Source organism: Methylomonas defluvii, assembly GCF_033949435.1.
Taxonomy (GTDB): Bacteria; Pseudomonadota; Gammaproteobacteria; order Methylococcales; family Methylomonadaceae; genus Methylomonas; species Methylomonas defluvii.
In genome coordinates this window covers 102,509-126,249 of record NZ_JAXARY010000005.1, presented here as the reverse complement: position 1 = coordinate 126,249, position 23,741 = coordinate 102,509, and the positions used below count along the sequence as shown (strand labels likewise).

Sequence of the window (23,741 nt, the reverse complement as noted above, 5' to 3'; positions counted from 1 at the left end):
TGCTAATTCAATAGCTTAACCACACGGCAAAAATCGCCGTTGCGTTGATAGGCTCCAAGCCGCCATAGTCAGCACAATTGGCGGCTACCTGTTCCCAACTTATTTCATACCAAAGGCAATCGCCTTATGAACCAGCCCGCACTAGCGGCAAGGCTGGTACCAAATTAAATTTGCCAGCTTTTTGAGTTTTGGCAGATCACTCGGAAAGGCGCTTGGCTACTCGCTGATAAGCTTCCTTCAACTCCTCTCCAACGATTTTGGCCTTGGCGATGTACTCTTCGGAAGTCTCTATCGATTCGTCGGCAATTTCAGCGGCTTTACTTTTAATCTGCAACCACTGTTTTTCCGCTTCTGCAAATTCATCCTTGGCATCCATTGAAGCCAGATGCAACTTCAGTTGCAGTTCCTCGCGAACCGAATCCAGATTAACGAGCAAACTTTCAAATTCGTTTTTTAACGACATGCCCCACCTCTTTACTTGATTAAAATTACAAAGACTTTGGACCAATGCGGACAATTAAAGTTTAGTCTGCTGAATGCTTTGCTAGAAGCTTTTAAAAGCAATCCAGTGCGTTGAAATGAAACGGGGGGAAGAACGAAAGTGGAAACCGCGGTTGATTTCCACTCTATCTAACAAAAAAGCCGTAGGTACCAATTGGCAACTACGGCTTAATCTTTAAACGATGGTTACTTCTTCGGCTTGTGGGCCTTTAGGGCCGCGGCCCAATTTGAACTGTACATGCTGACCTTCGTCCAGCGTTCTGTAGCTGTTGTTTGGGTTCAAAATGTTTTTGAAATGTACGAAAACGTCAGGGCCTTGTTTTTGTTCGATAAAGCCGAAGCCTTTGTCTGCGTTAAACCATTTTACGACGCCAGTTGTCATTGTAGACATAATAAGTCCTATTAAAATTTAGATAATGCCTTAGCTAAAGTAAGGCGGGTCACGCTGGTAAATGTGGAAATTACTTAATGAAAAACTAGGACGAAGGACTACTGAAGAGACATCGAGCTGGTAGACAAAGGGTAAATCGTATTTTCTAGCTGACTTGCATTCTAGGCTGATTCGACTGATTGTCAATTTAAATCGTAAAATCCAATATTTAGATACTTCTGGACTTATCTTCGCTATTCGGCGATTTGCGGGATTCCTCATGCTCAGCATAAACCTTTAACTACCAATGAATGCTTCAACAAAGCGATGCATCAGACGGCAATACTTGTTTGATGTTGGCGCGGCGATTTTGTTTTTTGGGGCGCTAACCCAGCAAGCTGAATTACGGCAAACCGCGACTATTGCCGTTAGTGAACTAGCGGCGCAGGGCTACAAGATACCTAGCGAGGGCGATCCGGTGCGGGTGTTTCCCGCGTTGACCAGTGGAGCATTCAGCGGCAGCCATGCCGGCGGCTGGCGGCCCGGCAGTATTTATCTGCGGCAACAACCGCAAGGCGGGCTGAGCGAGGCGGTATATCTGCGTCACGAACTATTTCACGAAGCCAGTCATCGTAGCTGTGGCGGCCGCTTACCGGCTTGGGCTGAAGAAGCGGGGGCGATGTATTTTAGCGGCGAATTGGCGAGCCTAGCACCTGGAGACTGGCCCGGCTCGCTTGAACTGCAACGCATCAAGAACCGGGTTAGGCAAGGCGCCGAGTTAGATAGCAATGACCGCGAGGCATTGGCCCGAATGTTGGTCAATACCGGCTGGCCAAGCGAACCGTGTGCCGTGTCGGCAAAATTAAATGAAATGCTCGGTCAGGCATTCGACGATGCGGGGGATAGCTCCTTCCTCTTGATGAGCCTACTGTCCGGGCGGATATTGACAAGCGGCGGCGACCAAGTCAGCCGCTTACCCCCGGGTTCGTTGTTGAAAATTCCGTATACCGCGGCATTAGCGCAAGCCGATCCTGATTTGCTAGGTACAGAACTGGCGGTGAGCGATACTGAAAAGCTTTTGCGGCGCCGCGAGCAATTTCAAGGCGAACGCTATCGTCTGTTATTGTCGCCCATTAAAGACCTAAAACTTCCGGCGCAAACTGAACCATCGGACCTGCAGACCTGGCGATCTTACCTGGGAGAACGTAACGCCGACGGCGATTTTGCTTTACAGGCCAACTTGCCCGAACTGGCACTGACAATGCGGGCGGCCTTGCTATCCAAGCCTGAATATTTTCGAGGCCTGAGTCAAAACGGTATCCTGCCTAACTCCACCTTGGCGGGGCAACGCGAAACCGATAAAAAATTGTTGCGCCAACTTCAAGTTCTAGCAAAAACCGGCACGGTATCGACTGTTGACGGCCACCCCTTGGCAGGCCACTTAATGCTAGCCTGGCCAGCTACGCACCCGGTATTTCTGGCGATATTTCGGCAACGCGGCGTCAGTGGCGCAGCAATATTAAGCAAAGCTGCCGCCTTACTAAGCACTTGGCAACGCGACTATCCAAGCCGCTTTGCGGCAGTTAGGGTTAGCTTGTTAAGCTCTACCAATCCTGCCAGCTGGAATGCGGAAGCGGAGTGTCCGCTGGTCGCGGACCAATACCGGCGTTTTACAATTTGCGGACAATTTAGAATCACTTCGACCGCGCGGGCCAGCCGATCAGAGCGGATTGTAAAAGGTGTTCTACGACAAACTGATGAACACGGAGTAACCGTGCTGGAAACTGATGTCGACAGCTATGTCGATGGCGTATTGGCTGCCGAGGCCCAAAATTTAGCAGGCAGTGCACGCGAAGCGATGCGGGCTGTGATTGCCTGGAACGGCAGTCACGGCAGCCATAGGCACAATGAATCAAGCTCACTTTGCGACACCACGCATTGCATGGTCTATCTCGGCGAGTTGCCTGAGGACAAGCCGCGACGCAGCAGCCACACCGATATTGCGTTACTGACGCTTTTGGACCAACTGGCGGCCAAATCCGGATTGAACTGGTTGCCGTTTGCCAACGGCGGTGATCAGCACTGGCAACGGCAGCTCTCAAGCGCGGAGCTCAGCCGGGCATTTGCGGAAAATCAAATTCTGGATATTCGCCGCGAACGGCGCAAGGACGGCGAGTTGTTTATCCGCTTATTTTATCCGACCAGCGAAGAGCTGCTCAGTTGCGAGATTTTTCGTAATACCCTGAAGCTACCTTCTTGCCCTGATTCGGTAACAGCTGCCGATGGTCAGACCTGGCAATTTGCAGGCATAGGCGCCGGACACGGCCTGGGATTATCCATCGACAGAGCTCAGGCATTGGCGGAGGGCGGTCGAACTGAGGAGCAGATTTTACGGGATGCTTACGGGCAGAGCCGTTAGGTCAGGCGCTTCAGCCAGACCTAACGTATTATTCCGCCAGGTTCGATCAAGTGATAACGTCAGGCTCGGTTCTGCCGGTACGTTTTTTAACTTCGCAGAGCTGTTCGGCGATGGTTATTAATTCCGCCAACGCCACTTGTGCGTCTTGATCGTGCTTGCTGACATCACGCTCGTAACGTTCCAAATAAATACGCAAAGTCGCACCAACCGTACCGGTGCCGGACAGCCGGAACACGATGCGCGAGCCGTTCACAAAACCGATACGGATGCCTTGGTTGCTGCTGACACTGCCATCGACCGGATCGGTGTAACTGAACTCGTCGGCAAATTTGACTTCGTAATCACCCCAGCTTTTACCAGGCAAGCTGCTTAACTGGCTACGCAAATGCGCGACAATGCCGTTGGCGATCTCCGAATCGACCGCTTCGTAATCGTGGCGACAATAAATGTCGCGGCCGTATTTTTGCCAGTGTTCATGGACAATGTCTTCCACCGATTCGCGTTTGCGCGCGATTAAATTCAACCAAAACAACACAGCCCACAATCCGTCTTTTTCACGGACATGATTGGAGCCGGAGCCGAAGCTTTCTTCGCCGCAGATAGTAATCTTATCGGCATCCAGCAAGTTACCGAAAAATTTCCAGCCGGTTGGGGTTTCGTAGCAAGGCAGACTTAGTTTATCGGCAACACGGTCAACCGCCTGGCTGGTCGGCATCGAGCGGGCTACGCCGCTAATGCCTTTGGCATAAGCCGGAATCAACTTGGCGTTGGCGGCCATAATCGCCAAGCTGTCACTGGGAGTAACAAATATGTTCGCGCCCATCACCATATTGCGGTCGCCATCGCCGTCGGATGCCGCACCAAACGTAGGCGCATCGGCGCCGAACATGATTTCGCAGAGTTCGTGAGCGTGAGCCATGTTCGGATCGGGGTGGCCACCACCGAAGTCTTCCAGCGGTACCGCGTTAAATACCGAGCCGGGCGCCGCGCCCAGGGTGTCTTCCAGAATATGCTTGGCGTATGGCCCGGTGATGGCGTGCATCGCATCGAAACGCAAGGTGATAAAGCCGTTATGGATGCTTTGTTTGAGCAGGTCGAAATCGAATATCTTGGCCATTAATTCAGCGTAATCGGCTACCGAATCGATAATTCGAATTTTCACGCCACCTTTCTCGACTTCACCGATAAGGTCTAAATCTATATCGCCGAAACGGGCTTTTTTGTAACCGGTGATGGTTTTGGTATTCTCGTACAGTTTGTCGGTAAACTTTTCCGGAGCCGGGCCGCCGTTGCCGACGTTGTACTTGATCCCAAAATCTTCTTCAGGGCCGCCGGGATTGTGACTAGCTGATAGAACAATACCTCCGAAAGCATTGTATTTCCTAATAATATTTGATGCGGCAGGAGTGGACAACAAGCCGCCTTGGCCTATAATGAGCTCACCGAAACCGTTGGCTGCCGCCATTTTTATAATGATCTGGATAGCCTTACGGTTAAAGTAGCGGCCATCGCCGCCAATCACCAAGGTTTTGCCCTGAAAATCCTCCAGACTGTCGAAGATGGATTGGACAAAATTCTCCAGATATTTGGGTTGCTGGAAGACTTTGACTTTTTTGCGTAAGCCCGATGTGCCGGGTTTTTGATCATCGTAGGGAGTCGTTTTGGTGATTGTTGTTGTCATATGCTACCCTTTGTAATACCTCGTTTCGAAAGGGTTAAATTACACCAAAACTTTGATTATTTACAGATTGCCATGATAAAGAAAAAATTATTAGGTGTTTTGATTGTGGTGGGCTGCACCGTATCGGCGCGCAGTTTCGCTGACCAGGATGTTTGGTTGCTGGTGGATACACAGACGCAAAGCATGGAAGTCAGGAAGGGCGACAAGACAGTTGCCGTGCTGGAAAATATCGCTATTGGCCGCAATGGCGCCGGCGAAAAGAATCATCGCGGCGATGACATCACGCCGCTCGGTAACTATCGGATCGGCTGGATCAACGAAAGAAGCGCTTTCCGTAAATTCTTCGGTCTAACCTACCCCAATGTAGACAATGCCGATAATGCCTTGAAAAAAGGCAAAATCGATCTCGACACTTACGAAGCTATTGCCAGAGCGCATTCTGCCGGACAAATTCCGCCGCAAAATACCGATCTCGGTGGGCAAATCGGTATTCATGGCTTGGGCAGCGGTAGTCTGTCCATCCACAGATCCATGAATTGGACACACGGATGTATCGCGTTGACTAATGATCAAATTGATCAGTTAAGTCAATGGGTAGAAAAAGGGACACTCGTAACGGTGAAATAATGTTGGTAAAATCCAAAAAAATGTTGGACAATTACCACCGTTTTTCATTTATTATTTTTTGAAACCACAATCAAGGGGAAAACCATGATGAGAGCTATTACATTATCAGCAGTTGTTGCAATTGCAGCTTTGGCAACCGGTTGCGCGAGCACTTCAGACCTGGAAGCTTTGGACGCAAGAGTAGGCACTTTGGAAGGCAAAGTTGCTACTGCATCTGCTGACGCTGCTTCTGCTAAAGCCGCTGCTGCTGAAGCTGCTGCAAAAGCTGCTGCTGCTGAAGCTGCTGCTAACCGTGCTGCTCAATATGCTCAAGACACCAACAGCAAATTGGACCGTATGTTCAAAAAATCACAACACAAATAAGCATTATTGCTGTTGTTGATTTTAAAAAGCCCGTGAGCCGCAAGGCCACGGGCTTTTTTGTTGCCTCTATTTTGCTGCCGGAGCAGCTTGGCCTTGCACGACAGGAGGCGTCTGGGTAGGACGCTCATAAATAGCCACCGGAATACCCGTCGCTTTTTCTACTGCCGCTTTTAAAACAGAACCTTTGATTACCGGCATTTGCCCACCGTTGGCTTGCTCTATCAAATTCAATGCCGTATGCAAGCGCTGTTCATAAGTAGCCGGCGTTTCTTCCATTTCCGGATAGACCTCCATATACAACGTGTCGTGATACCAGCCCACCTTAATGGATTGATTAACAATATTGACCTGAGTACCAACCTTGACCATCGGAAAAAACTGCTCGATGTCGGCCGGATACATTCGAATGCAGCCGTGACTTACCCGCATGCCGACACCGTTGGTTTTGTTGGTGCTGTGAATCAGATAGCCTGGTATGCCAAGTTTAAACGCAAACAGACCCAGCGGGTTATCGGGGCCGGGTGGATAATAAGGTTCCAATACATCACCATCGGCCAAGTGCTCGGCAATGATCGATTTTGGCGGAGTCCAAGAAGGATTTTCGGTTTTACCGGCTATATGGGTTTTACCTAGCGGTGTTTTCCAGTTGTCTTCCCGGCCGATGCCGATCGCATAGGTTACGACCCTGCTAGAATCCGGAAAATAATAAATACGCATTTCCGGCAGATTGATCACAATCCCTTGGCGCGGCGCATTGGGCAGTATAAAGCTACTGGGAATCCGCACCTGCGTGCCTTCGCGCGGCAACCAACGGTCAACATGGGGATTGGCCAGCACGATTTCGTCCTGTCCCAGTCGGAAGTTGACGGCGATGTCAATCAGCGTGTCTTCCTGCTTGGCCGCGACATATTTGACCTCATGCGGCGGATTGCCTATCAAACTGTCACCCGGCCTATCCGGTGCCGGCAGCGTCAGCGCAGACGCCACAGTGCTGGCTGTCAGCAGCAAACTGAATAACAAACGGGTTTTCATTAGGCGTTACCTTCAGCAGTAAATAATTCAAGCAGACGCGGCAAAAACTGAGCAAGTTCCGCCGTCATAATAGAAAAATCGGCATCAAACTGCTCGACCTCGTCGAATGCCTCAATATCCGCGGCTTGCTCTTGAATAAGATCAAGAAACTTTAGCCGCTTGACCGCCAAATTCTCATCCAACACAAACGAAATGCGTTCGGCCCAGCTCATCGCCAACTTAATCACTTGCTTGCCGCTATCCAAATGATTCTTGATTTCCGGCAAGGCCAAGTCGTGACGCTTGCAACGAATAATCGAACCTTCTTCCTCCGGCGAACGCAGCTCGCATTCGTCTTCGATCAAAATATCTTTAGGCGAGGTGTTGTCGATCAACCATTGCGTCATCACACTAGCCGGCTTGGCGGTGGCGGTGAGCGGTACGATAGACAAGGAACCCAGACATTTACGCAATTGGCTGAGCATATCTTCGGCTTTTTTAGCGGATGCCGCATCCACGACCAGCCAGCCACCTTGACTATCGATATAAGCATAGGTTTTGCGGGAAAACGAAAACGCCCGCGGCAAAAGTTCGAATATCAATTCATCCTTAATCCGACTACGCTCTTTCGCGGGTAATTTGCGCGCCTCGCGTTCTTCAATTTCATTGATTCGCTCTTGCAACATTTCGTTGATCACCGATGCAGGCACCACTTTTTCTTCTTTTTTGCCGCATAGCATCAAGAAGCCGTTATTGGCATGCACCAGCGCATCCGAAGCTCTACCCAGTGGCGCGGTCCAGCCGAAACTAAACTCGTCGTGACTGCCACAGGAACGAAACGGCTGTTGTTGCAGTTTTTGCTCCAAAGCAACAGCATCCAAAGTAAATGGCTCGGTAAAACGGTAGACTGCAAGATTTTTAAACCACATGAAATGACTCTTTTTTAAAAACCGGCCATTATCGCAAATTTACGCACACCATATAAGCCAGCCCGTTTAAAGACTCGCCAAAAAACACATTTTGGCCGCAAATTTGCTTGGCGTGTAAACAAGTTATACACATAAAACTGTTTACGACAACACCAGAAAACGCTTGACAAAATAACTCGTTGAAATACAAAGTATCATTTGTAAATCATTGATTATTATTAACTAATGATAGTGACCTAATAATATACAATTTGACCGCAGCCCAGAGCTACCGGGGACCAGCAAAGGCTTTCGACATTTAATACACAGAGTTATCCACAGCTTCTGTGAATAACTGAATTTACCCAACTGCAATAATCGCTTAGCGACAAATCCAGACAAACAACTTTTAATGTGTCGCAGCAAGCAATGTCTTATTGCGTGGCAAGGTTTGCTAGAATGCCGCATAGCAAAGTCCCTCACTCACAACAAAGCGGTCACATCATGCTGTCAACCTGGGAAAACCTGATACTCGGCGCCCTGGCGCTGCTGATTTTGCTCTGGATGCAGCCAGGCATCAAAGCCGCAATAGCGCGCAGCAAACAAACACCATCCGATTGGCCCAGCGTTATTGGGCCTCTGCTGATGGTGGTGATGTTCGTGCTTTTATTAATAGCAATGGTTTGACATGAACGACGAAGATTACCAAGAAGAATTCGAAGAAGAAGATTATTACGACGAACCCCACGATGAGGACGACGGCGAAAGCGAAGACGAGGAAGTCGAATTTTACGCAGTACGTCCCAACAAGACTCGCATTAAAAAAGAAATAGCCGAAGTGTTTGCGATGGCTGAGGAAATTTGCGCACTATCCCCTGCACATATTGCCGAATTCGAATTACCCGAGAGCATAGAACAAGCCCTGCGCGACGCCGGCAAAATGGGGCAAAACTCCGCCAGAAAGCGCTTGTTGAAATACATCACCGCGCAGCTCAGAAAGCTGGATACCGCCGCGATTCATGAAAAATTGGCGCGGATGAAAAATCGCAGCGCCCATGCGGTCAGAGAACATCATCAGGCCGAACGCTGGCGCGATTTGTTGCTGGCAGCCAATGGCAATCAGCAACTGACCCAATTTATGGAAGAATTTCCGGGCGCGGATAGCCAACATTTGCGCCAATTGCAGCGCAACGCGCAAAAAGAAGCCAAGGAAGCCAAACCGCCTAAGTCGGCGCGCTTGTTATACAAATACCTGAAAGAACTGATTGCCGATGCGTCCGGCCTGCCGCTCTCTGACGAGGACGCGCAGGATAATCAGGATGCCGAGGATTAACACGCGATCAATTCCCCAATACCCGCATCTGGCCCAAGATCCAGCTTTGGCGTTTATGTACATAAGCGCTGGGCTGATCGGCTTTTAGCAATATTGGGTTCGGCAATGTCGCCGCCAACAGCGCAGCCTGATTGGCAGATAACTGCTGGGCGGAAATACCGAAATAACGGCGACTGGCCGCTTCTATACCAAATAAATGATCGCCGAACTCGGCAATATTCAAATACATTTCCAGAATCCGCTGCTTGTCCCAAATAGCCTCTATTAATAACGTAAACCAGATCTCCAAGGCCTTACGGCCGAAGTTTTTAGCCGGGCTTAAAAACAAATTCTTCGCGACTTGCTGACTGATCGTACTGGCCCCACGCAGTTTACCGCCGCGCAAATATTGGTTAAAAGCCTTGGTGATGGCGTCAACATCAAAGCCGTTATGCTGATAAAACAATTGATCTTCGGACGCGACCACCGCAGCAAAGGCGTGCGGCGAAATATGCCGGCGACTGACCCAGCGCTGATCAATGCCTCTATAGTGTCGGCCTTCGACCAGGTCGTCAACATGCTGATGCAGCATGAATGCCGACGTCGGCGCGGGCAGGTACCGCAATACGCCTACCAGCAGCAGCGAACTGAGCACAAAAAACAGCGCCGCATAAACCAATCCGCGCTTGCAACGTTGCGGCAAAGAAAGCGCCGTTTTGGGTTGGCGCCAAAATTGGCGATAGCGGGCCGGATGACGGAAATGCTTCACGAGCGATTCGAGCGTTGTGACTGGGATGTTTATTATCCATGATTGAACACGGAATTGACTAACTGCGGCTTTTGCGGGAAATGCCGCAAAGCAAAGCCTTTATTGAGGCAAATAACATAGAAATTAACAGAATGGCCGTCGATTTTAGCGAAAAATCCTGGATCACGTAGCCTCCAGAGTTTGGCATGGATATTGTTATATAAAGACCGGTGTCAAGGATGTTTAAGTTCTCTCCCCCGTGAACATGGAAAACAAGACGCCAAGGATACCTGGATAAAAGCGCGGAAAACCGCTTTTATCCGGGCAGGGATGACGCCAAGCCCTCTACACCTCCTGCCTGCTCCAAATAATCAGTAAATATCCAACTCAACGTAGCGTGAGCCGCAAGACTGAGTTGTCCATACGCCCATCCTCTATCCCAAATAAAGCTCTTGCACGACGATATTCGAAAGGGGCTAACGGCACTGCTCTATCAGCAGCACCATCAACCCGTATTGAATTAATATTCCAATTTCAATGATCCCATGGCGGAAATAGGGGCACCAACGTTGGCGGTAGGCAACCAAGAAGTTGAGCCGGTGTAGTATTCCTTATCCAGCAGATTATAGACATTGACTTGCGCGGTCAGACGGGTTTTACCTATAGGTTGCACATAGGCCATCATGGCGTCCAGCCGGGTATAGCCTGGCAATTGATAGGTATTGGTGTTGTCGCCTTCGCGTTTGCCGACGACTACACCGCCGAGACCGGCCTTGAAGTGCTCAGTGAATTGATAAGTACCCCAAAGACTGGCTTGATGCTCAGGCACATTCAACAACCGATTGCCCTGCAAGCCGCTGTAATCCTTGGTATATCTTGCATCGGTGTAAGCGTAGGTCGTCACCAAGCTGAATTCGTCGGTGATCTGACCTTTAATATCCACTTCAATGCCCTGACTACGCGCCTCGCCGATAGTTTTTTGATCGGTGGGGTCCGGCGTGCTCAAGTCGAAAGTCATCAGATTATTTTTAGTTAAATGATAATACGCCACTGTTGACGACAGGCGTTTATCGAAAAACTCGGTTTTGAAACCGATTTCATACTGCTCGGCCGCTTGCGGTGCAAAATTGCCGCCGGTAGCGGAACGGCCGTTATTCGTACCGAATGATTCAACGTAATTGCCATATACAGACAACCAATCCCAAGGCTGGTAAACGATACCTACCCGCGGACTGAATTTGTCTTCGTGTTGCATGCTGAATCCAGCCTTGGTTTCATCCCAGGAGGTACCGCCGTAGCCGCCGTAACCTGCCATATCGTAACGCCCGCCGCCCATGATGTGCAGCTTATCCCACAAGGTAATTTGGTCTTGAAAATACACCCCGTACCAATCGTCGCGCGAGCGCCAAAACCAATTGGCGGGCTCGGCGCGCAGAGCCGCCATGTCGAAATTGCCGTATTGGGGATTGTTGATATCGAATGTCGGTATGGTGCCGTAACTAAAGTTATTGTCCGGCGCATCCTGGTTAAAAAAGAACCAATCGCCCCCCACTAAAACATTATGTTTGAGGCCGAAAGTTTGAAACTTTCCGGTGAGATCCAGGCTGGTTGAGTAAGAGCGGCGGTTACTGGTGCCGAGGATGCCAAATCGATCCAGAGTATGCCCATCCGCGTTAATTTTACTATTAGGCGCAACGCCGCCGAATACGATGTCGGTCTCGTCCCACTGAAATTTATGCCTTAGCCCCCAGTCATCATTAAATTTGAAGCTCCAATCCGCATAAATCAGCGTAGTGTCTTGGCTGGGTTTAATGGCCGGATCGCCGGTAAATAAGGATCTGCGGTTTGTAATAGGCCGATTGCCCGATACCGGCACACCATAATCTTCCGTGTAATTTTCATGGCGTTTTTCTATTTCGACATTGGCTTCGAAGCGGTCGTTGGGCCGCCAAGTCAATTTCGGCGCAATAAATACCCGCTCGTGATCAACAAAATCTCTGAAAGAATTACCTTCATCGTAAGCGGCATTAAACCGGTACAACAGGGTTTTATCCTTATCCAGCGGCCCGGTTGCATCCACCGTGGTACGAAATTCACTGAAGGAGCCAAATTGCTGCTGCAAGGAATAGTAAGGCACATCCAACGCCTTTTTGGTCACATAATTAACCATACCGCCGGGTTGCAACCTTCCATAAAGCACGGATGCCGGGCCTTTCAACACCTCGAGCTGTTCGATATTCGCCGGATCGAACTTGCCCATCGAGCGCCTGAAACCATTGCGGTACATTTGATCGTCGGAAGCAAAGCCGCGAATAATGAAGCTTTCGTACATATCCGCCGTACCGTAAGCCCGCTGCACCCCACTGACGTTTTGCGTCAAGGCGTCTTCGATGCGGATCGCCTGCTGATCGTTCATGATCGATTTGGGGACGACCTGGATAGATACCGGGGTGTCCATGATCGCAATATCGGTTTTGGTCGCCGTTGATGCATTCGGCACCGCATAGAACTGGCTGAAAGGGTCGTTAGGGTCATATACCTTTTTGCCAACCACATTCACCGCCGGCAAGGCCGTAGGGTCCTGTTTGTAATTCAGAGACTGCCTTTCGATCACTATATTGCCGTTCTCAGCCATGCGGTAACTCAATCCGCTGTCTGCCAGCAACCGTTGCAACGCGGCTTCCGGGGTGTAATGGCCGCTAAGGCCCTTGCTTTGCAGACCCTCGGTGATTGCCGTGTCGTAGACCAGTTGCAAGCCGCCCGATTCCGCCAAGCGATTCAGCGCGGTAGACAGAGAGCCTGCGGGGATACTGAAAGCCCGACTGACACTATCTGCCGCCGCGGTACCGGAAACCGCCAACACAGCCCCCAATACCAGTGCCGAAGCATGTCCAAACAGGCCACCGCTAAATGTTTGTTTCAACGCCATGAATTTCCCTCGCTGTTGTTAAATAATGACTATCGTTGTTTTGACGCACGACAGGCATAAAACAGGAGGTGAGGCACAAAAATTCATGGCAACTAAGTGGCTGCCGCTGACATTACAGGTCCCGACACATCGAACGCTTTTCTCGGCATTTCGCTAAGCCGCTAATCAGTCCCCCTATTTTGCTTTCCGGTATCGTACCGGCCACCATCAAAAATAGGTTATATGCCGCGCCAGATGCGCCATATAACCTATTCAACACCGGTTAAATCTGTGCGGGTAGCGCGAATGCGAACCGCCGATCTTTGCTCCAAGCCAGCAATATCAGGATATTCGGCGCCTTGGCCGGCATTTGAATCATTACTGGCACGAATCAGGCATAGGACAGAGCTTCTCAAACGACTAAAGCCCAGCCCCACCTCATGACCCCGGACATCAGCTCGCTGTATCGACTGCATTGCAAGGAGCTGCTGCACCACTTGCTGCGAATAGTCAAATGCCCGGAAACCGCGGAAGATTTGCTGCAAGAAAGCTATCTGATCTTGGCCCGCACCGCCAACGATACCTCCATAGACCACCCGCGCGGATTTTTATACCGCACCGCCAGCAATCTGGCCATGGATCACCTGCGCCACCATAAAGTCGTCGAGCGTCATCAGGAAGCGGCGCGGCATCTGGATGAGCCGCAACTGGCCGGAGTAGAAGCCGAATTAGCCGATCAACAATGGCGCACCCTGTTGCACCAAACCATCTACGAGTTACCGCCGCGCTGCCGTGATGCATTTATCCTGCATAAAATTCATGGCTTGAGTTATCGGGAAGTGGCTAATTTTCTGGATATTTCCGAGAGCGCCGTTGAGAAACACATCCTCAAAGGCTTAATGTATTGCCGCAAACAGCTAGGCAGTCATTTTGGCCGCCCGTATCGGACCGACTGAGGTTTTTACGGCCTAAACCGTCTTACCTTTTCTCCAAGGTATACGCCTAGCCCAGCGTCTTATAATGCAGCCATGACTGAAAACCAACCGCCCGCAGACTCTGATAAGCCCGATGCCATTAGCGAGCAGGCGATAATGTGGTTTGTCCGGCTGCGTGCCGAGTCGGTAACGGTAGACGAACGCCGGCTATTTCAAATCTGGCACCAAGCCGACCCTGCTCACCGCGAGGCCTATGCCGAAATCACTGCATTTTGGGAGGATGCCGATTTCCACGCCACGCTGGACGCCGCCACGCTGTCGCCACAGATTTCGCTGAATAGTAAACCAGTCAACAGCCCAAGGCGGCGTTTAGATATCGCCCCCGGCGCCAAACCGTTGTTAGCCGCAGCCGCCTGCCTAGTCATCCCCGCGCTTATTTATCAGCCGGCATTAAGCTGCTGGCAGGCCGACTACTGCACCGCCGTCGGCGAAATAAAAACCGTACAGCTCAGCGACGGCAGCCAAGTCACTTTAAACTCCGGTACCGCGCTTAACGTTAACATGCGTAATGGCCGGCGCTATGTCCAGCTAGCCAGGGGCGAAGCGTTTTTTGAGGTGCAACACGACGCTCAACATCCTTTTCAAGTGGATGGCCGCTACAGCAACACACGGGTACTGGGTACACGTTTCGTGGTTAAGGAAGACGCCGACAGCGACACGGTCAGCGTGGTGAATGGGGTGGTGGAAGTCAGCCGGGATCGGCAAAATCCGGCCACCTTGAACGCCAATGACAGCATGGAGGTCAGCGCTCGCCACCAAGGCGAAATCCGCCACCAGCCCGCCGACAATGCCACGGCATGGTTAAAAGGCAGCGTCTCGTTCGATAATGTGCCGCTCAAGAAGGTGATTGCGGAAATTGGCCGCTATCGGCGCGGTAGCCTGATAATCCGCAATCAGGTATTGCAGGACATGAAAGTCAGCGGCCGTTTCGATATTCGCGACACCGATAAAACCCTGGAGTCGTTACAACAAACCCTGCCAATCCGGATTTACCGATTTACACCGTGGCTGGTGGTGATCGCTTGAGCATCACAAAGCTTATTGCCTAGCCAAATCGCCCGACAAAGCTCGCCGCCATTCAGCCATATCTTCTTAGCTTCAAAAAATAGTTTTACCGTCAAGCTGAGGGAAAACGCATTTCGCCCGTCTCCATTGCAACCCCAATCTTTCGGGGGATCAATTCATTCGCTAAGGGAGAATCTAATGGCATCTTATCCGTTCCGCAAAGCCCACCGCAAAGGCAAGCCGACCCAATATAATCGTTGGCCTTTGTCGCTGACAATCGCCGCTGTGCTCGGCACACCTGCCGTCATTGCCGCCGAACAAAACATCGCTTTCGACATCCCCGCACAAAGCTTAAGCGGCGCATTAAATGCCTTTGCCGACGCCGCCAACATACAGCTTAGTTATCCGGCGGAAATGACGGCGGGCTTGAAATCGCCCGGTGTCAGCGGCCAATTGACGGCCCGGCAAGCCTTACAAAAACTGCTGGCCGGCACCGGCGTAGTAGCCGGTGCCACCAGTAACGGCACCATTACCCTGCAAAAAGCGCCGGACTCGCACAACGATGTTTCAACCTTGTCGGCGGTCACCGTGTCCGGCAATCGCACTCGCAGCACCGCCGCCGATCCTTACAGCAAGGACTATGCGGTGACAAAATCCTTCGCTGCCACTAAAACGGACACGCCGTTGATGGAGAACCCCACATCCGTGCAAGTGGTGTCGCGAGCGGTGATGGACGACCAAAAAACCACCAAGGTGAAGGACGCTTTGGAAAACGTTAGCGGCGTGCGCGCCAATCCGTCCCTGGGTGGCGGTACCGGTTTCATTATTCGCGGCTTTCGTAACGGCAACGTTTACCGTAATGGCTTGATGGCCAGCGAGGCTTTCTTTGGCGACTTCGACGCCGCCAACCTGGAAAACATCGAAGTAATCAAAGGCCCGGCACAACTTTACGGCCGCACCGAACCCGGCGGCATGATCAATCTCACCACCAAACGCGGCCTGGATACGGCGTACTACTCGCTGGAACAGCAGTTTGGCAACTACGACCACTACCGGACCCAATGGGACGCCGGCGGGCCGCTGACCAGCGACAAATCGCTGGTATATCGTTTTTCCGGCGCTTACCAAAGCAACGGTTCGTTTCGTGACTTTGTGTCGGTGGACCGGATGGTGTTCAACCCCAGCATCACTTGGCGGCCCAGCGATGACACCGATGTGACCGTTGATATTGAGGGCACTGATAAAACCGCGCCGGCCGACTTTGGGATTCCGTTTATCGGCAATCGCCCGGCGCCGATTCCGATCAGCCGCAACCTGGGCGATCCGAATACACCGAACGGCGAGCAATCCGGCGTCAAAGTCGGCAGCGAAATTAACCACCGTTTTAACGACGACTGGGCGATACACAATCGTTTCCTGGCCAGCTTGGCGGAAGGCAATACCACCTTCGTCAATCCGGGCCCGGCCTTTAATGCCGCGGCGGCGCTGAATCAAACCACCGGCTTGATGCAGCGCAACATCTTTCAACAGTTTACCGATCAGGAGCATTACGCCACCAATCTGGATTTGACCGGTAAATTCAAGACGGGTGACATTTTGCATGAGGTTCTGGTGGGATTTGATTACTACCGGACTTATAACAATTACAATGTCAACGGCCGCTGGCAAGTAGCGAACCCAGCGCTGGCTATCAATATATACAATCCGGAGCCCAGCTACGGCATTCCGCAATCCACCTTTGATACCGCATTTTTGACATCCAACACCTTCGGTAGCGCGACCAATAGCGGGGTTGGCAACCACGCCAGAATCTACAACAACTGGTATGGCACTTACTTTCAGGACCAGATCACGCTGTGGGACAAACTGCACATCATGGGCGGCGGCCGTTACGACTGGACTGAAACCGGGCGCGGCAACGGCTTTGACTTCGCCACCGCCGAGAGCCGTATTAACCAGTTCAAACGTGAGGACCAAGGTTTCAGCCCTAAAGTCGGCATCCTTTATGAGGCCATGGACGAACTCAGTCTTTACGGCAACTGGACCACTTCGTTCGGCGCTAACAACGCGCCAGCCGCTGATGGCCGCAGTTTTGATCCGCAGATCGGCGAACAATTCGAAGTGGGCTTGAAAACCCAATTGTTCGACCAACGGCTATTGGCAACCTTGGCGTATTTCCATCTGGAAAAAGACAATATTCTGGTTGCCAATAATGCAACCCCCGATCCTTTCGACCGTATCGCCAACCTGCAACGCAGCCAAGGCATTGAGTTGGACGCCACCGGGTATTTGACCGACAAATTCAGTTTGATCGGCAGCTATGCGTTTACTGATGCGAGGATCATCAAGGACTACAGCGGCGGCACTCAGGGCAATCGAATGAGCAACGTGCCGGAGCATTCCGGTAGCCTGTGGCTGCGTTACGACATGAATGGCTACGCCGCCAAGGACGGTTTGAGCGCGGGTTTTGGCGGTGTTGCTGCCGGCCAACGCGAGGGAGACAATACCAACACTTTCCAAATGCCGGGCTATGTGCGGCTGGACGCTTTTTTGGCGTATAAGCAAAAAGTCGGCGGTTCCCGCATCACCGCCCAGTTCAACATCCGCAATTTGCTGGACAAGGAATATTACGAGTCCACCGACCCCGATTCCAACGTCGCGCCGGCCCTCGGCGTGTATCCCGGTGCGCCGCTGACGGCTATCGGCTCGATTCGGGTGGAATATTGAGGTAAATTGCCCACCTGTCCGCCACCGTCGAGAACCATCATGCGCCACGCCAAATTGATTACAAACACCCTTGCCGGCCTGTTGCTGTTTGCCGGCATCAGCCAATCGCTATTGGCCAAACCGCTGCCGTTCCGCGAATTGGACCTGCCGGTGGCCGGTTTCAGCCAGCAGCACCATTTGGCCAAGACCGCCGATGAGCATTTGATTGTCAGCTGGGTGGAAACCGACGCCGAAACCAGTACCGCCAAGTTTGCGATATTGGAAGAAGGGGGTTGGAGCATCCCGCTCGCCGTCGTCCAAGTGAAAGGCAAGCTGGCCGATCCGCCGGTGGTGATCGGCTTGAGCGACGGTAGCCTGGCGGCGGCCTGGATGCCTTATCGGCAAGGTGCTACTGATCGTTATGCGGCGGACATCTTACTGGCACGTTCTATCGACGGTGGCTTGAGTTGGAGTCCGGCGTTAAAACCATACGGCGACGCGGCACGAATTTATGACGCACAAATGTCTTTGGCCGCGCTTCCCGATGCACGGCTGGCGCTGGTCTGGACCGACATGCGCCACGCCAGCCACGACCCGGCGGCTGATAAAAAAACCAACCGCTATCAACTGATGGCAAGCGTCATCGACAAAAACTGGCAAGCCAGCCCGGAGATCGTGCTGGATGACGATGTCTGCTCCTGCTGCCGCAGCTATACCGACGCACAAGGCGAGCAACTGGTCACGGTCTACCGTGATCATGCCACCGGGGAAATTCGCGACATCAGCGCGGTGCGCTGGCAGGCTGGCGGCAATCCGCAAATCGCTAACGTGCATGCGGACGGCTGGGTGATCGGCGGTTGCCCCAGTAATGGGCCATCCATTGATCTGACGCCCACCGCCGGTGTGGCGGCTTGGTTCACTGCCGCCGACGGCAAAGGCCGGGTGAAATTGGCTTTCTCCACTGACCAAGGCGCGCATTTTAATTCGCCTATCGAGCTGGATGCCGACGCCAGCGGCTATACCAACGCCTTGCTGCTGGACGACGGCTCGGCCTTGGTCAGCTGGCGCGGCCGCAATGGTCCCGACGATGAGCTAAGGGTTGCGAAAGTGACCAGCAAGGGCAAAATCAGCCGGCAAACCACCGTATATCGCGGCAGCTTCCCGAAATGGCCCAGCAAATACCTGGCGCTGGCCCGCGTCGGCAAGCAAGCTTTTGTGGCCTGGACCGATCCGCTTCAGAAGAAAGTACGCCTGGTCAGTTTATCCCTCGACTAAACAAGCCCCTAAAAGAGCAGATTGACCTTGAGATATTCCGCTCGTCCCGAGCCCTTCGCCAGCATTCCCAAACGCGGCATATGACACAGTTTATCCAGTTGTTTCGCCGCGTATTGCCCGCCGACTTCTCCCAATTGCCTTTAGCGATTTTCGCCGTCCCTCAAGCCCGGCGGGCTTTCCGGACAATCTCACGCTAAAAAACCTCTCTTTTCTAAGTTTGGGTGCAAATATTGCTTGCTTATTAACCCAGCCCTTAATGTCGCTCGCCTTAGCGCTCTTAAGGTACTGAGCCAGCCCGAACGGCATACCCGCGACAAATAGGGCCGGTTTAATCAACACCCTATTTGGCCGCCTACCTAAACTATCCCATGCTTGAATTGACTGCCGCCGACATTGCCGATCTGATGCACAAGCATCGCCACGAATTGTTGCGGTTTTTATCGCAACGCATCAGCTGTACGGATACGGCGCAGGATATTTTTCAAGAAACCTTCATTCGCTATGCCGGTTACGGCGGCAAAGATAGCGTGGAAAATCCCCGCGCCTTCATTTTCCGCATCGCCGCCAATCTGGCTACCGATTATCTGCGCAGCCACAGCCGCCATACCGGCCCAGATCTGGAAGCCGCCGAAAATGACGAGGCTGAAGTAGGCGTACAATCTGCGCTATCCGCCGAACGGACTGTCATGTCGCAACAACAACTAGAGCAACTGGTCACTGCGTTGGATGATTTATCGCCCAAATGCCGAGAAGTGTTTATCTTGCTCAAACTCAAGCATTGCAGTTACGCAGAGGTGGAACAAAGGCTGGGCATATCACAAACCATGATCTTTAAATATTTGACCCAGGCCATGCGCCACTGCCGAGCGAAGGTTGGCGATCTGGATTGACCGGGTTTGTTTATCAAACCGTCGATAACAACTTCCGGAACGCCTTTGACCCTGAATCCTTCAACACCCGCAGGGCCAGCGGCATTTTGGGCCGAATTAATAGTTTTTGCCCATCGGGCCTGAGTTTACCAACAAGCGTTTTATAATCAGGACACCGAGTTGACAGCACAGCCACTTTCGATATGAACCCTTCCTTCCCGCCTTTTCCCGACGCCAGCGCCGAAGAGCAAGCCGAATACTGGCTGGCCCTGCGCGAATCGCCGTTCTACGACAGTGAGCAGGAAAAATTGTGGCTGGCCTGGCTGGCGGCCAGCCGAGAGAACCTGGAAGCCTGGCAACAAACACAGCTTTTTTTTCGGCGCGTGGAGACCTTGCATCCGGCCCAAGTTCGCCGAATCGAACGATCAGTACAAAAAGCCGGCAGAGCAGCTGCGGCCGGGGCGGGTCTATGGCGCTGGCCCATTGCCGCCTGCCTGATGCTGGCATTATGTTTGGGCTGGGCGTTTAACGCCGGCTATTTTGCCGACTTCCGCACCGGCACCGGCGAGCAGCGCCGAATTCAGCTCAGCGACGGCTCGATGGTGATTCTGAATACCGCTTCGTCGCTGTCGGTGGATTTTTCCGAACAGCAGCGGGTGATTCGATTGCACGGCGGCGAAGCCTATTTCAAAGTGGCCGCCGATGCCGCAAGACCGTTTGAGGTCGTTGCCGGCGGCGGTAGGGTTCGCGCCTTGGGCACGGCATTTGACGTCAAACAGTGGCAAGGCGACCTGGCAGTCACCGTTTACGAGCACAGTGTGCGCGTTGCGTTTGCCGACGGCGCGACCATCGAGCGCCTGCCGGAGGGTCAGCGCGTCGCGTCGCTCGACGGTAAAAGCGGCGCGCCGGAACAGGCCAATCTCAGGCAAGCCGCCGCTTGGCAGGAGCGGCGCCTGGTGTTTAAGGAAAAGCCGCTGCAACAAGTCATCGACGATCTAAACCGCTACCGTCCGGGAAAAATCGTCATCGCCGATCCCGACTTGGCCGCGCATTTGGTGACCGGCGTATTCGACGCCAACGACCCGGAAGCGGCGTTGACGGTTATCGAGACCACCTTGGCGGTTAGCGAAACCCGTCTGACCGACGCATTAATCGTTCTGCACCGCCATTATTGACCCGGCCCTATTTATCGGTGAAATGCCGTTCGCACCCTCAGGGGCATAAAGGTGAACGGCATTTTTGGGCCGGATTAATAATTTTTAGCCCCTGCCAATAAGCCCTGGATAAATTCGCCAGTACTGCCTACACGGGATTATTGACCGGGTGAATTTCATAGCTTTTACGGAGCGGCGTGGCGCCGAGCCTAGGCCCCATCCGGTCGCTGAGGGCATTGCGCTGCGCCCTCGGCCAAAAATATTTTCTCAGCCAGGTTATAAAACCCATCCCTCCCTTCGTCTTTGCTTTGGAACCCCTGCGGATACGCCGACGGAACACCTTCCCTCGCCAACCGCCGTCATCACAATCACAAGCCAGGATGCCCAATGAGTCAGCGCACAATACCGCCCTTTAACCCGTTCTGTTTAACCGTTTTTGCCGTCGCGATGAGCGCCAGCCCCTGGTGTGCGGCGGAAACTGCCATCGAGTTTGCCATCCCGGCCGCACCGTTGGCGGATGCCTTGCTGCAATTTTCCGAAACCAGCGGCATCAAGGTGTTCTTCAGCTCTCAATTGGCCGGCAACCTGCGCGGCAACGCCGTACAAGGCCGCTTTACAGCGCAACAGGCGCTGGACAAACTGTTGAGCGGAACCGGTCTGACACCACAAACCGCGACCGATGGCACCGTGACGCTGGAAAAGTCGGCAAAGCCAATCGAACCGCAATCGGCAGCCGGTACGACAACTTTGCCGAGTGTGACGGTGCTGGGCAAAACCCTGTCGGACCCTAACGATCCCTATAACTCGGACTATCACCTACCCAACGCCAGCGCCGCCACGAAAACCGATACGCCGATCATGGAATTACCGATGTCGGTACAGGTCATTCCTAAGCAGATATTGAAAGACCAACAGGCAATTCGAATCAAGGATGCGCTGAAAAATGTCAGCGGCATAAACTGGGCGACCGACCCGATGTACGAAGGCTTTCAGTTACGCGGTTTTCAGACCGATGGCACCACCACGGTTTATCGGAACGGACTGCGCATCCGGCGTGCCGTACAAGAGGTTGCCGATCTGGAACGCTTGGAAGTTCTGAAAGGTCCGGCTGCGGCGGCGTATGGTCGGATCGAGCCGGGCGGCTTGATCAACATTGTTACCAAAAAACCGTTGGATACCCCTTATTACGCATTGGAGCAGCAGTTTGGTTCGTACGATATGTTCCGTACTACAGCCGATGCAACCGGACCGATCAACCAAGACCGTTCCTTGCTTTACAGAGTCAATTTGGCCTATCAAAACAATGAATTTTTCATCGATAAAATGGATCAGGAACGGGTGTTTTTCGCGCCGTCCCTCACATGGAAGCCCAGCGACCGCACCGAAATCAATTTGAATTTGGAGTATCTCTACGATACCCGCACCAGTTATACCGGCTTGCCGGTACAGGGCAACCGTCCGGCCAATGTACCGATCAGCCGTTACTACGGTTTTGGCTCGGATAATGAAAAATCGGTATTCGACAAGTTTTTGATCGGGTTTGATTGGTCGCACCAATTCAACGACGATTGGAAAATCCAGCATCGCTTTCACTACTACAAGCTGGATTACCAAATCAACAATTCTTCATTTTTCCCAGGACCGGTCAATCCCGCGAATAATCGCACCTCGGTAAGAAATGTGACCGATAGGCCCATCGACATTACCGATACCGTCGCGACCAGTATCGATCTCACCGGCAAATTCAAACTATTTGGAACCGAGCATCGGGTATTGGCGGGATTCGATTACTTTTGGGAAGACTTTGAAGGTCAGGGGTTCTTTGGTGCGCCCGCTCCCGCCAGCCATAGGCCGGTGGTTGATATTTTTAATCCGGTCTACGGACAGGTTCCATCCGCTGCCAGCCGGGGTTTCAATAATTTCAGCACCTTAGAACAATATTGGTACGGCGCTTACTTTCAGGATCAAATCACCCTGTTTGACAAGCTGCATATCATGGGTGGCGGGCGCTACGATTGGGCAACGCGCAGCAGCGGCGCAGCCTCGACTTCCATCGCAGCTGCCAGAAACAGTGAGACTGAAGTTAAAAACGAGGCTTTCAGTCCGCGCGTGGGTGTGGTCTATCAACCCTGGCCCTGGCTATCACTGTACGGAAATTATACGGAATCGCTGGGCGGGGCGAACAGCGCGTTGGCATCAACCGGCAAACCGCTGGATGCCGAAACCGCGCAGCAGCACGAGGTTGGATTCAAAACCGAATGGTTCGATAAGCGGCTGATGACCACCGTTGCCTTTTACGAATTGACCAAACAAAACATCGCGACGCCGGACCCGGTAAATACCCGGTTTTCCGTGCAAACCGGCGAGGCCCGCAGCCGTGGTATCGAAGTAGACATATCGGGCCAGATTACCGATGGCCTGAACTTGATCGCGACTTACGCCTATACCGACGCAGTCATCACACAGGATAACAGCGGTAATCAAGGCCGCAAGCTATGGAACGTGCCGGCAAATTCGGGCAGCTTCTGGGCCAAATACGCATTTCAAGATCCCGCTTTGCGTGGCCTAAATGTTGGCGCCGGCGCGTATCTGGTTGGCGAGCGCCAAGGTAATAATTTGAATAATTGGCAAATGCCGGGCTACGTCAGAGTCGATGCCTTGCTCGGCTATTCCTGGGAGATAGGCAAGTCTAAAGTGACCGCGCAGTTGAACGTCAATAATCTGTTGGATAAGACGATTTACGAAACATCGGCATTTAACAGCTATTTGACTCAGCCGGGCGCGCCGCGCAACTTCATGGGCTCGATCCGCGTGGAGTTCTGACGCCGGATGGCTCGGTAATCCTATCAAGCCGATCATGGTGAGCCAGTTCAAACCATGATCGGCTTG

At 52.4% G+C, this 23,741-nt stretch carries 19 protein-coding genes; 12 read left to right on the top strand and 7 right to left on the bottom strand.

Annotated features, from left to right (window positions below):
* Positions 1-196 precede the first annotated feature (196 nt).
* The gene (locus tag QLH52_RS07315) at positions 197-463 is read right to left on the bottom strand and encodes a hypothetical protein (RefSeq protein ID WP_020484270.1); all 267 of its coding nucleotides are present in this window, start codon (positions 461-463) and stop codon (positions 197-199) included.
* Between the two features lie 213 nt (positions 464-676).
* Positions 677-883: a cold-shock protein gene (locus QLH52_RS07310; RefSeq protein ID WP_033158255.1), complete on the bottom strand. Its 207-nt coding sequence runs from the start codon at positions 881-883 to the stop codon at positions 677-679.
* A 295-nt stretch (positions 884-1,178) separates the two neighbouring features.
* On the opposite strand from QLH52_RS07310, the gene QLH52_RS07305 reads away from it, so the two are divergent.
* On the top strand, positions 1,179-3,290 hold the full coding sequence (locus QLH52_RS07305; protein ID WP_319961081.1) for a hypothetical protein: 2,112 nt from the start codon (positions 1,179-1,181) through the stop codon (positions 3,288-3,290).
* 46 nt (positions 3,291-3,336) lie between these two features.
* Here the strand turns inward: QLH52_RS07305 and QLH52_RS07300 are convergent, their stop codons facing one another.
* Positions 3,337-4,971 (bottom strand): alpha-D-glucose phosphate-specific phosphoglucomutase, encoded by a 1,635-nt coding sequence (locus QLH52_RS07300; protein WP_319961079.1) that lies wholly within the window; start codon positions 4,969-4,971, stop codon positions 3,337-3,339.
* Between the two features lie 72 nt (positions 4,972-5,043).
* Between QLH52_RS07300 and QLH52_RS07295 the strand changes: the two genes are divergently transcribed.
* Together QLH52_RS07295 and QLH52_RS07290 are read left to right on the top strand one after the other, a co-directional pair.
* The gene (locus QLH52_RS07295) at positions 5,044-5,598 is read left to right on the top strand and encodes a L,D-transpeptidase family protein (RefSeq protein ID WP_240348124.1); all 555 of its coding nucleotides are present in this window, start codon (positions 5,044-5,046) and stop codon (positions 5,596-5,598) included.
* A gap of 84 nt (positions 5,599-5,682) precedes the next feature.
* Complete coding sequence (locus tag QLH52_RS07290) at positions 5,683-5,961, top strand: Lpp/OprI family alanine-zipper lipoprotein (protein WP_165385904.1); 279 nt, start codon at positions 5,683-5,685, stop codon at positions 5,959-5,961.
* Positions 5,962-6,027: 66 nt separating this feature from the next.
* Here the strand turns inward: QLH52_RS07290 and QLH52_RS07285 are convergent, their stop codons facing one another.
* Both QLH52_RS07285 and rdgC read right to left on the bottom strand, forming a co-directional pair.
* Positions 6,028-6,993, bottom strand: coding sequence for a L,D-transpeptidase family protein (locus QLH52_RS07285; protein WP_319961078.1), 966 nt, complete (start codon positions 6,991-6,993; stop codon positions 6,028-6,030).
* Positions 6,993-7,901 carry a recombination-associated protein RdgC gene (rdgC, locus tag QLH52_RS07280; RefSeq protein ID WP_319961077.1) on the bottom strand — a complete coding sequence of 303 codons (909 nt, stop codon included), beginning with the start codon at positions 7,899-7,901 and terminating at the stop codon, positions 6,993-6,995. The genes QLH52_RS07285 and rdgC overlap by 1 nt, the downstream gene beginning before the upstream one ends.
* Before the next feature lie 483 nt (positions 7,902-8,384).
* Between rdgC and QLH52_RS07275 the strand changes: the two genes are divergently transcribed.
* Both QLH52_RS07275 and yjgA read left to right on the top strand, forming a co-directional pair.
* Positions 8,385-8,567, top strand: a complete 183-nt coding sequence (locus QLH52_RS07275; RefSeq protein ID WP_319961076.1) for a hypothetical protein — start codon at positions 8,385-8,387, stop codon at positions 8,565-8,567.
* A gap of 1 nt (position 8,568) precedes the next feature.
* A complete protein-coding gene (gene yjgA, locus QLH52_RS07270; protein ID WP_319961075.1) occupies positions 8,569-9,213 on the top strand; it encodes a ribosome biogenesis factor YjgA in 645 nt (214 codons plus the stop codon).
* 7 nt (positions 9,214-9,220) lie between these two features.
* Here yjgA and mtgA read toward each other — a convergent pair whose 3' ends face one another.
* Together mtgA and QLH52_RS07260 are read right to left on the bottom strand one after the other, a co-directional pair.
* Positions 9,221-9,961: a monofunctional biosynthetic peptidoglycan transglycosylase gene (mtgA, locus tag QLH52_RS07265; RefSeq protein WP_033158262.1), complete on the bottom strand. Its 741-nt coding sequence runs from the start codon at positions 9,959-9,961 to the stop codon at positions 9,221-9,223.
* Positions 9,962-10,460: 499 nt separating this feature from the next.
* Complete coding sequence (locus QLH52_RS07260; protein ID WP_205451752.1) at positions 10,461-12,869, bottom strand: TonB-dependent siderophore receptor; 2,409 nt, start codon at positions 12,867-12,869, stop codon at positions 10,461-10,463.
* Between the two features lie 419 nt (positions 12,870-13,288).
* Here QLH52_RS07260 and QLH52_RS07255 point away from each other — a divergent pair, with 419 nt between their 5' ends.
* From QLH52_RS07255 to QLH52_RS07225, 7 genes are all read left to right on the top strand, one after another.
* Positions 13,289-13,804: an RNA polymerase sigma factor gene (locus QLH52_RS07255; protein WP_319961074.1), complete on the top strand. Its 516-nt coding sequence runs from the start codon at positions 13,289-13,291 to the stop codon at positions 13,802-13,804.
* A 72-nt stretch (positions 13,805-13,876) separates the two neighbouring features.
* The gene (locus tag QLH52_RS07250) at positions 13,877-14,869 is read left to right on the top strand and encodes a FecR family protein (protein ID WP_319961073.1); all 993 of its coding nucleotides are present in this window, start codon (positions 13,877-13,879) and stop codon (positions 14,867-14,869) included.
* Positions 14,870-15,046: 177 nt separating this feature from the next.
* Positions 15,047-17,575 carry a TonB-dependent siderophore receptor gene (locus QLH52_RS07245; RefSeq protein ID WP_319961072.1) on the top strand — a complete coding sequence of 843 codons (2,529 nt, stop codon included), beginning with the start codon at positions 15,047-15,049 and terminating at the stop codon, positions 17,573-17,575.
* Between the two features lie 39 nt (positions 17,576-17,614).
* Positions 17,615-18,829: a sialidase family protein gene (locus QLH52_RS07240; protein WP_033158267.1), complete on the top strand. Its 1,215-nt coding sequence runs from the start codon at positions 17,615-17,617 to the stop codon at positions 18,827-18,829.
* Between the two features lie 368 nt (positions 18,830-19,197).
* Positions 19,198-19,719, top strand: a complete 522-nt coding sequence (locus QLH52_RS07235) for an RNA polymerase sigma factor (protein ID WP_033158269.1) — start codon at positions 19,198-19,200, stop codon at positions 19,717-19,719.
* A 182-nt stretch (positions 19,720-19,901) separates the two neighbouring features.
* Positions 19,902-20,873: a FecR family protein gene (locus QLH52_RS07230; protein ID WP_319961071.1), complete on the top strand. Its 972-nt coding sequence runs from the start codon at positions 19,902-19,904 to the stop codon at positions 20,871-20,873.
* Positions 20,874-21,239: 366 nt separating this feature from the next.
* Positions 21,240-23,675 (top strand): TonB-dependent siderophore receptor, encoded by a 2,436-nt coding sequence (locus QLH52_RS07225; RefSeq protein ID WP_033158271.1) that lies wholly within the window; start codon positions 21,240-21,242, stop codon positions 23,673-23,675.
* The last annotated feature ends 66 nt before the right edge of the window (positions 23,676-23,741 follow it).

Coding starts and splice junctions, on each gene's coding strand:
- QLH52_RS07315 (WP_020484270.1), bottom strand. CDS start 463: ATGTCGTTAAAAAACGAATTTGAAAGTTTGCTCGTTAATCTGGATTCG.
- QLH52_RS07310 (WP_033158255.1), bottom strand. CDS start 883: ATGACAACTGGCGTCGTAAAATGGTTTAACGCAGACAAAGGCTTCGGC.
- QLH52_RS07305 (WP_319961081.1), top strand. CDS start 1,179: ATGAATGCTTCAACAAAGCGATGCATCAGACGGCAATACTTGTTTGAT.
- QLH52_RS07300 (WP_319961079.1), bottom strand. CDS start 4,971: ATGACAACAACAATCACCAAAACGACTCCCTACGATGATCAAAAACCC.
- QLH52_RS07295 (WP_240348124.1), top strand. CDS start 5,044: ATGATAAAGAAAAAATTATTAGGTGTTTTGATTGTGGTGGGCTGCACC.
- QLH52_RS07290 (WP_165385904.1), top strand. CDS start 5,683: ATGATGAGAGCTATTACATTATCAGCAGTTGTTGCAATTGCAGCTTTG.
- QLH52_RS07285 (WP_319961078.1), bottom strand. CDS start 6,993: ATGAAAACCCGTTTGTTATTCAGTTTGCTGCTGACAGCCAGCACTGTG.
- rdgC (WP_319961077.1), bottom strand. CDS start 7,901: ATGTGGTTTAAAAATCTTGCAGTCTACCGTTTTACCGAGCCATTTACT.
- QLH52_RS07275 (WP_319961076.1), top strand. CDS start 8,385: ATGCTGTCAACCTGGGAAAACCTGATACTCGGCGCCCTGGCGCTGCTG.
- yjgA (WP_319961075.1), top strand. CDS start 8,569: ATGAACGACGAAGATTACCAAGAAGAATTCGAAGAAGAAGATTATTAC.
- QLH52_RS07260 (WP_205451752.1), bottom strand. CDS start 12,869: ATGGCGTTGAAACAAACATTTAGCGGTGGCCTGTTTGGACATGCTTCG.
- QLH52_RS07255 (WP_319961074.1), top strand. CDS start 13,289: ATGACCCCGGACATCAGCTCGCTGTATCGACTGCATTGCAAGGAGCTG.
- QLH52_RS07250 (WP_319961073.1), top strand. CDS start 13,877: ATGACTGAAAACCAACCGCCCGCAGACTCTGATAAGCCCGATGCCATT.
- QLH52_RS07245 (WP_319961072.1), top strand. CDS start 15,047: ATGGCATCTTATCCGTTCCGCAAAGCCCACCGCAAAGGCAAGCCGACC.
- QLH52_RS07240 (WP_033158267.1), top strand. CDS start 17,615: ATGCGCCACGCCAAATTGATTACAAACACCCTTGCCGGCCTGTTGCTG.
- QLH52_RS07235 (WP_033158269.1), top strand. CDS start 19,198: ATGCTTGAATTGACTGCCGCCGACATTGCCGATCTGATGCACAAGCAT.
- QLH52_RS07230 (WP_319961071.1), top strand. CDS start 19,902: ATGAACCCTTCCTTCCCGCCTTTTCCCGACGCCAGCGCCGAAGAGCAA.
- QLH52_RS07225 (WP_033158271.1), top strand. CDS start 21,240: ATGAGTCAGCGCACAATACCGCCCTTTAACCCGTTCTGTTTAACCGTT.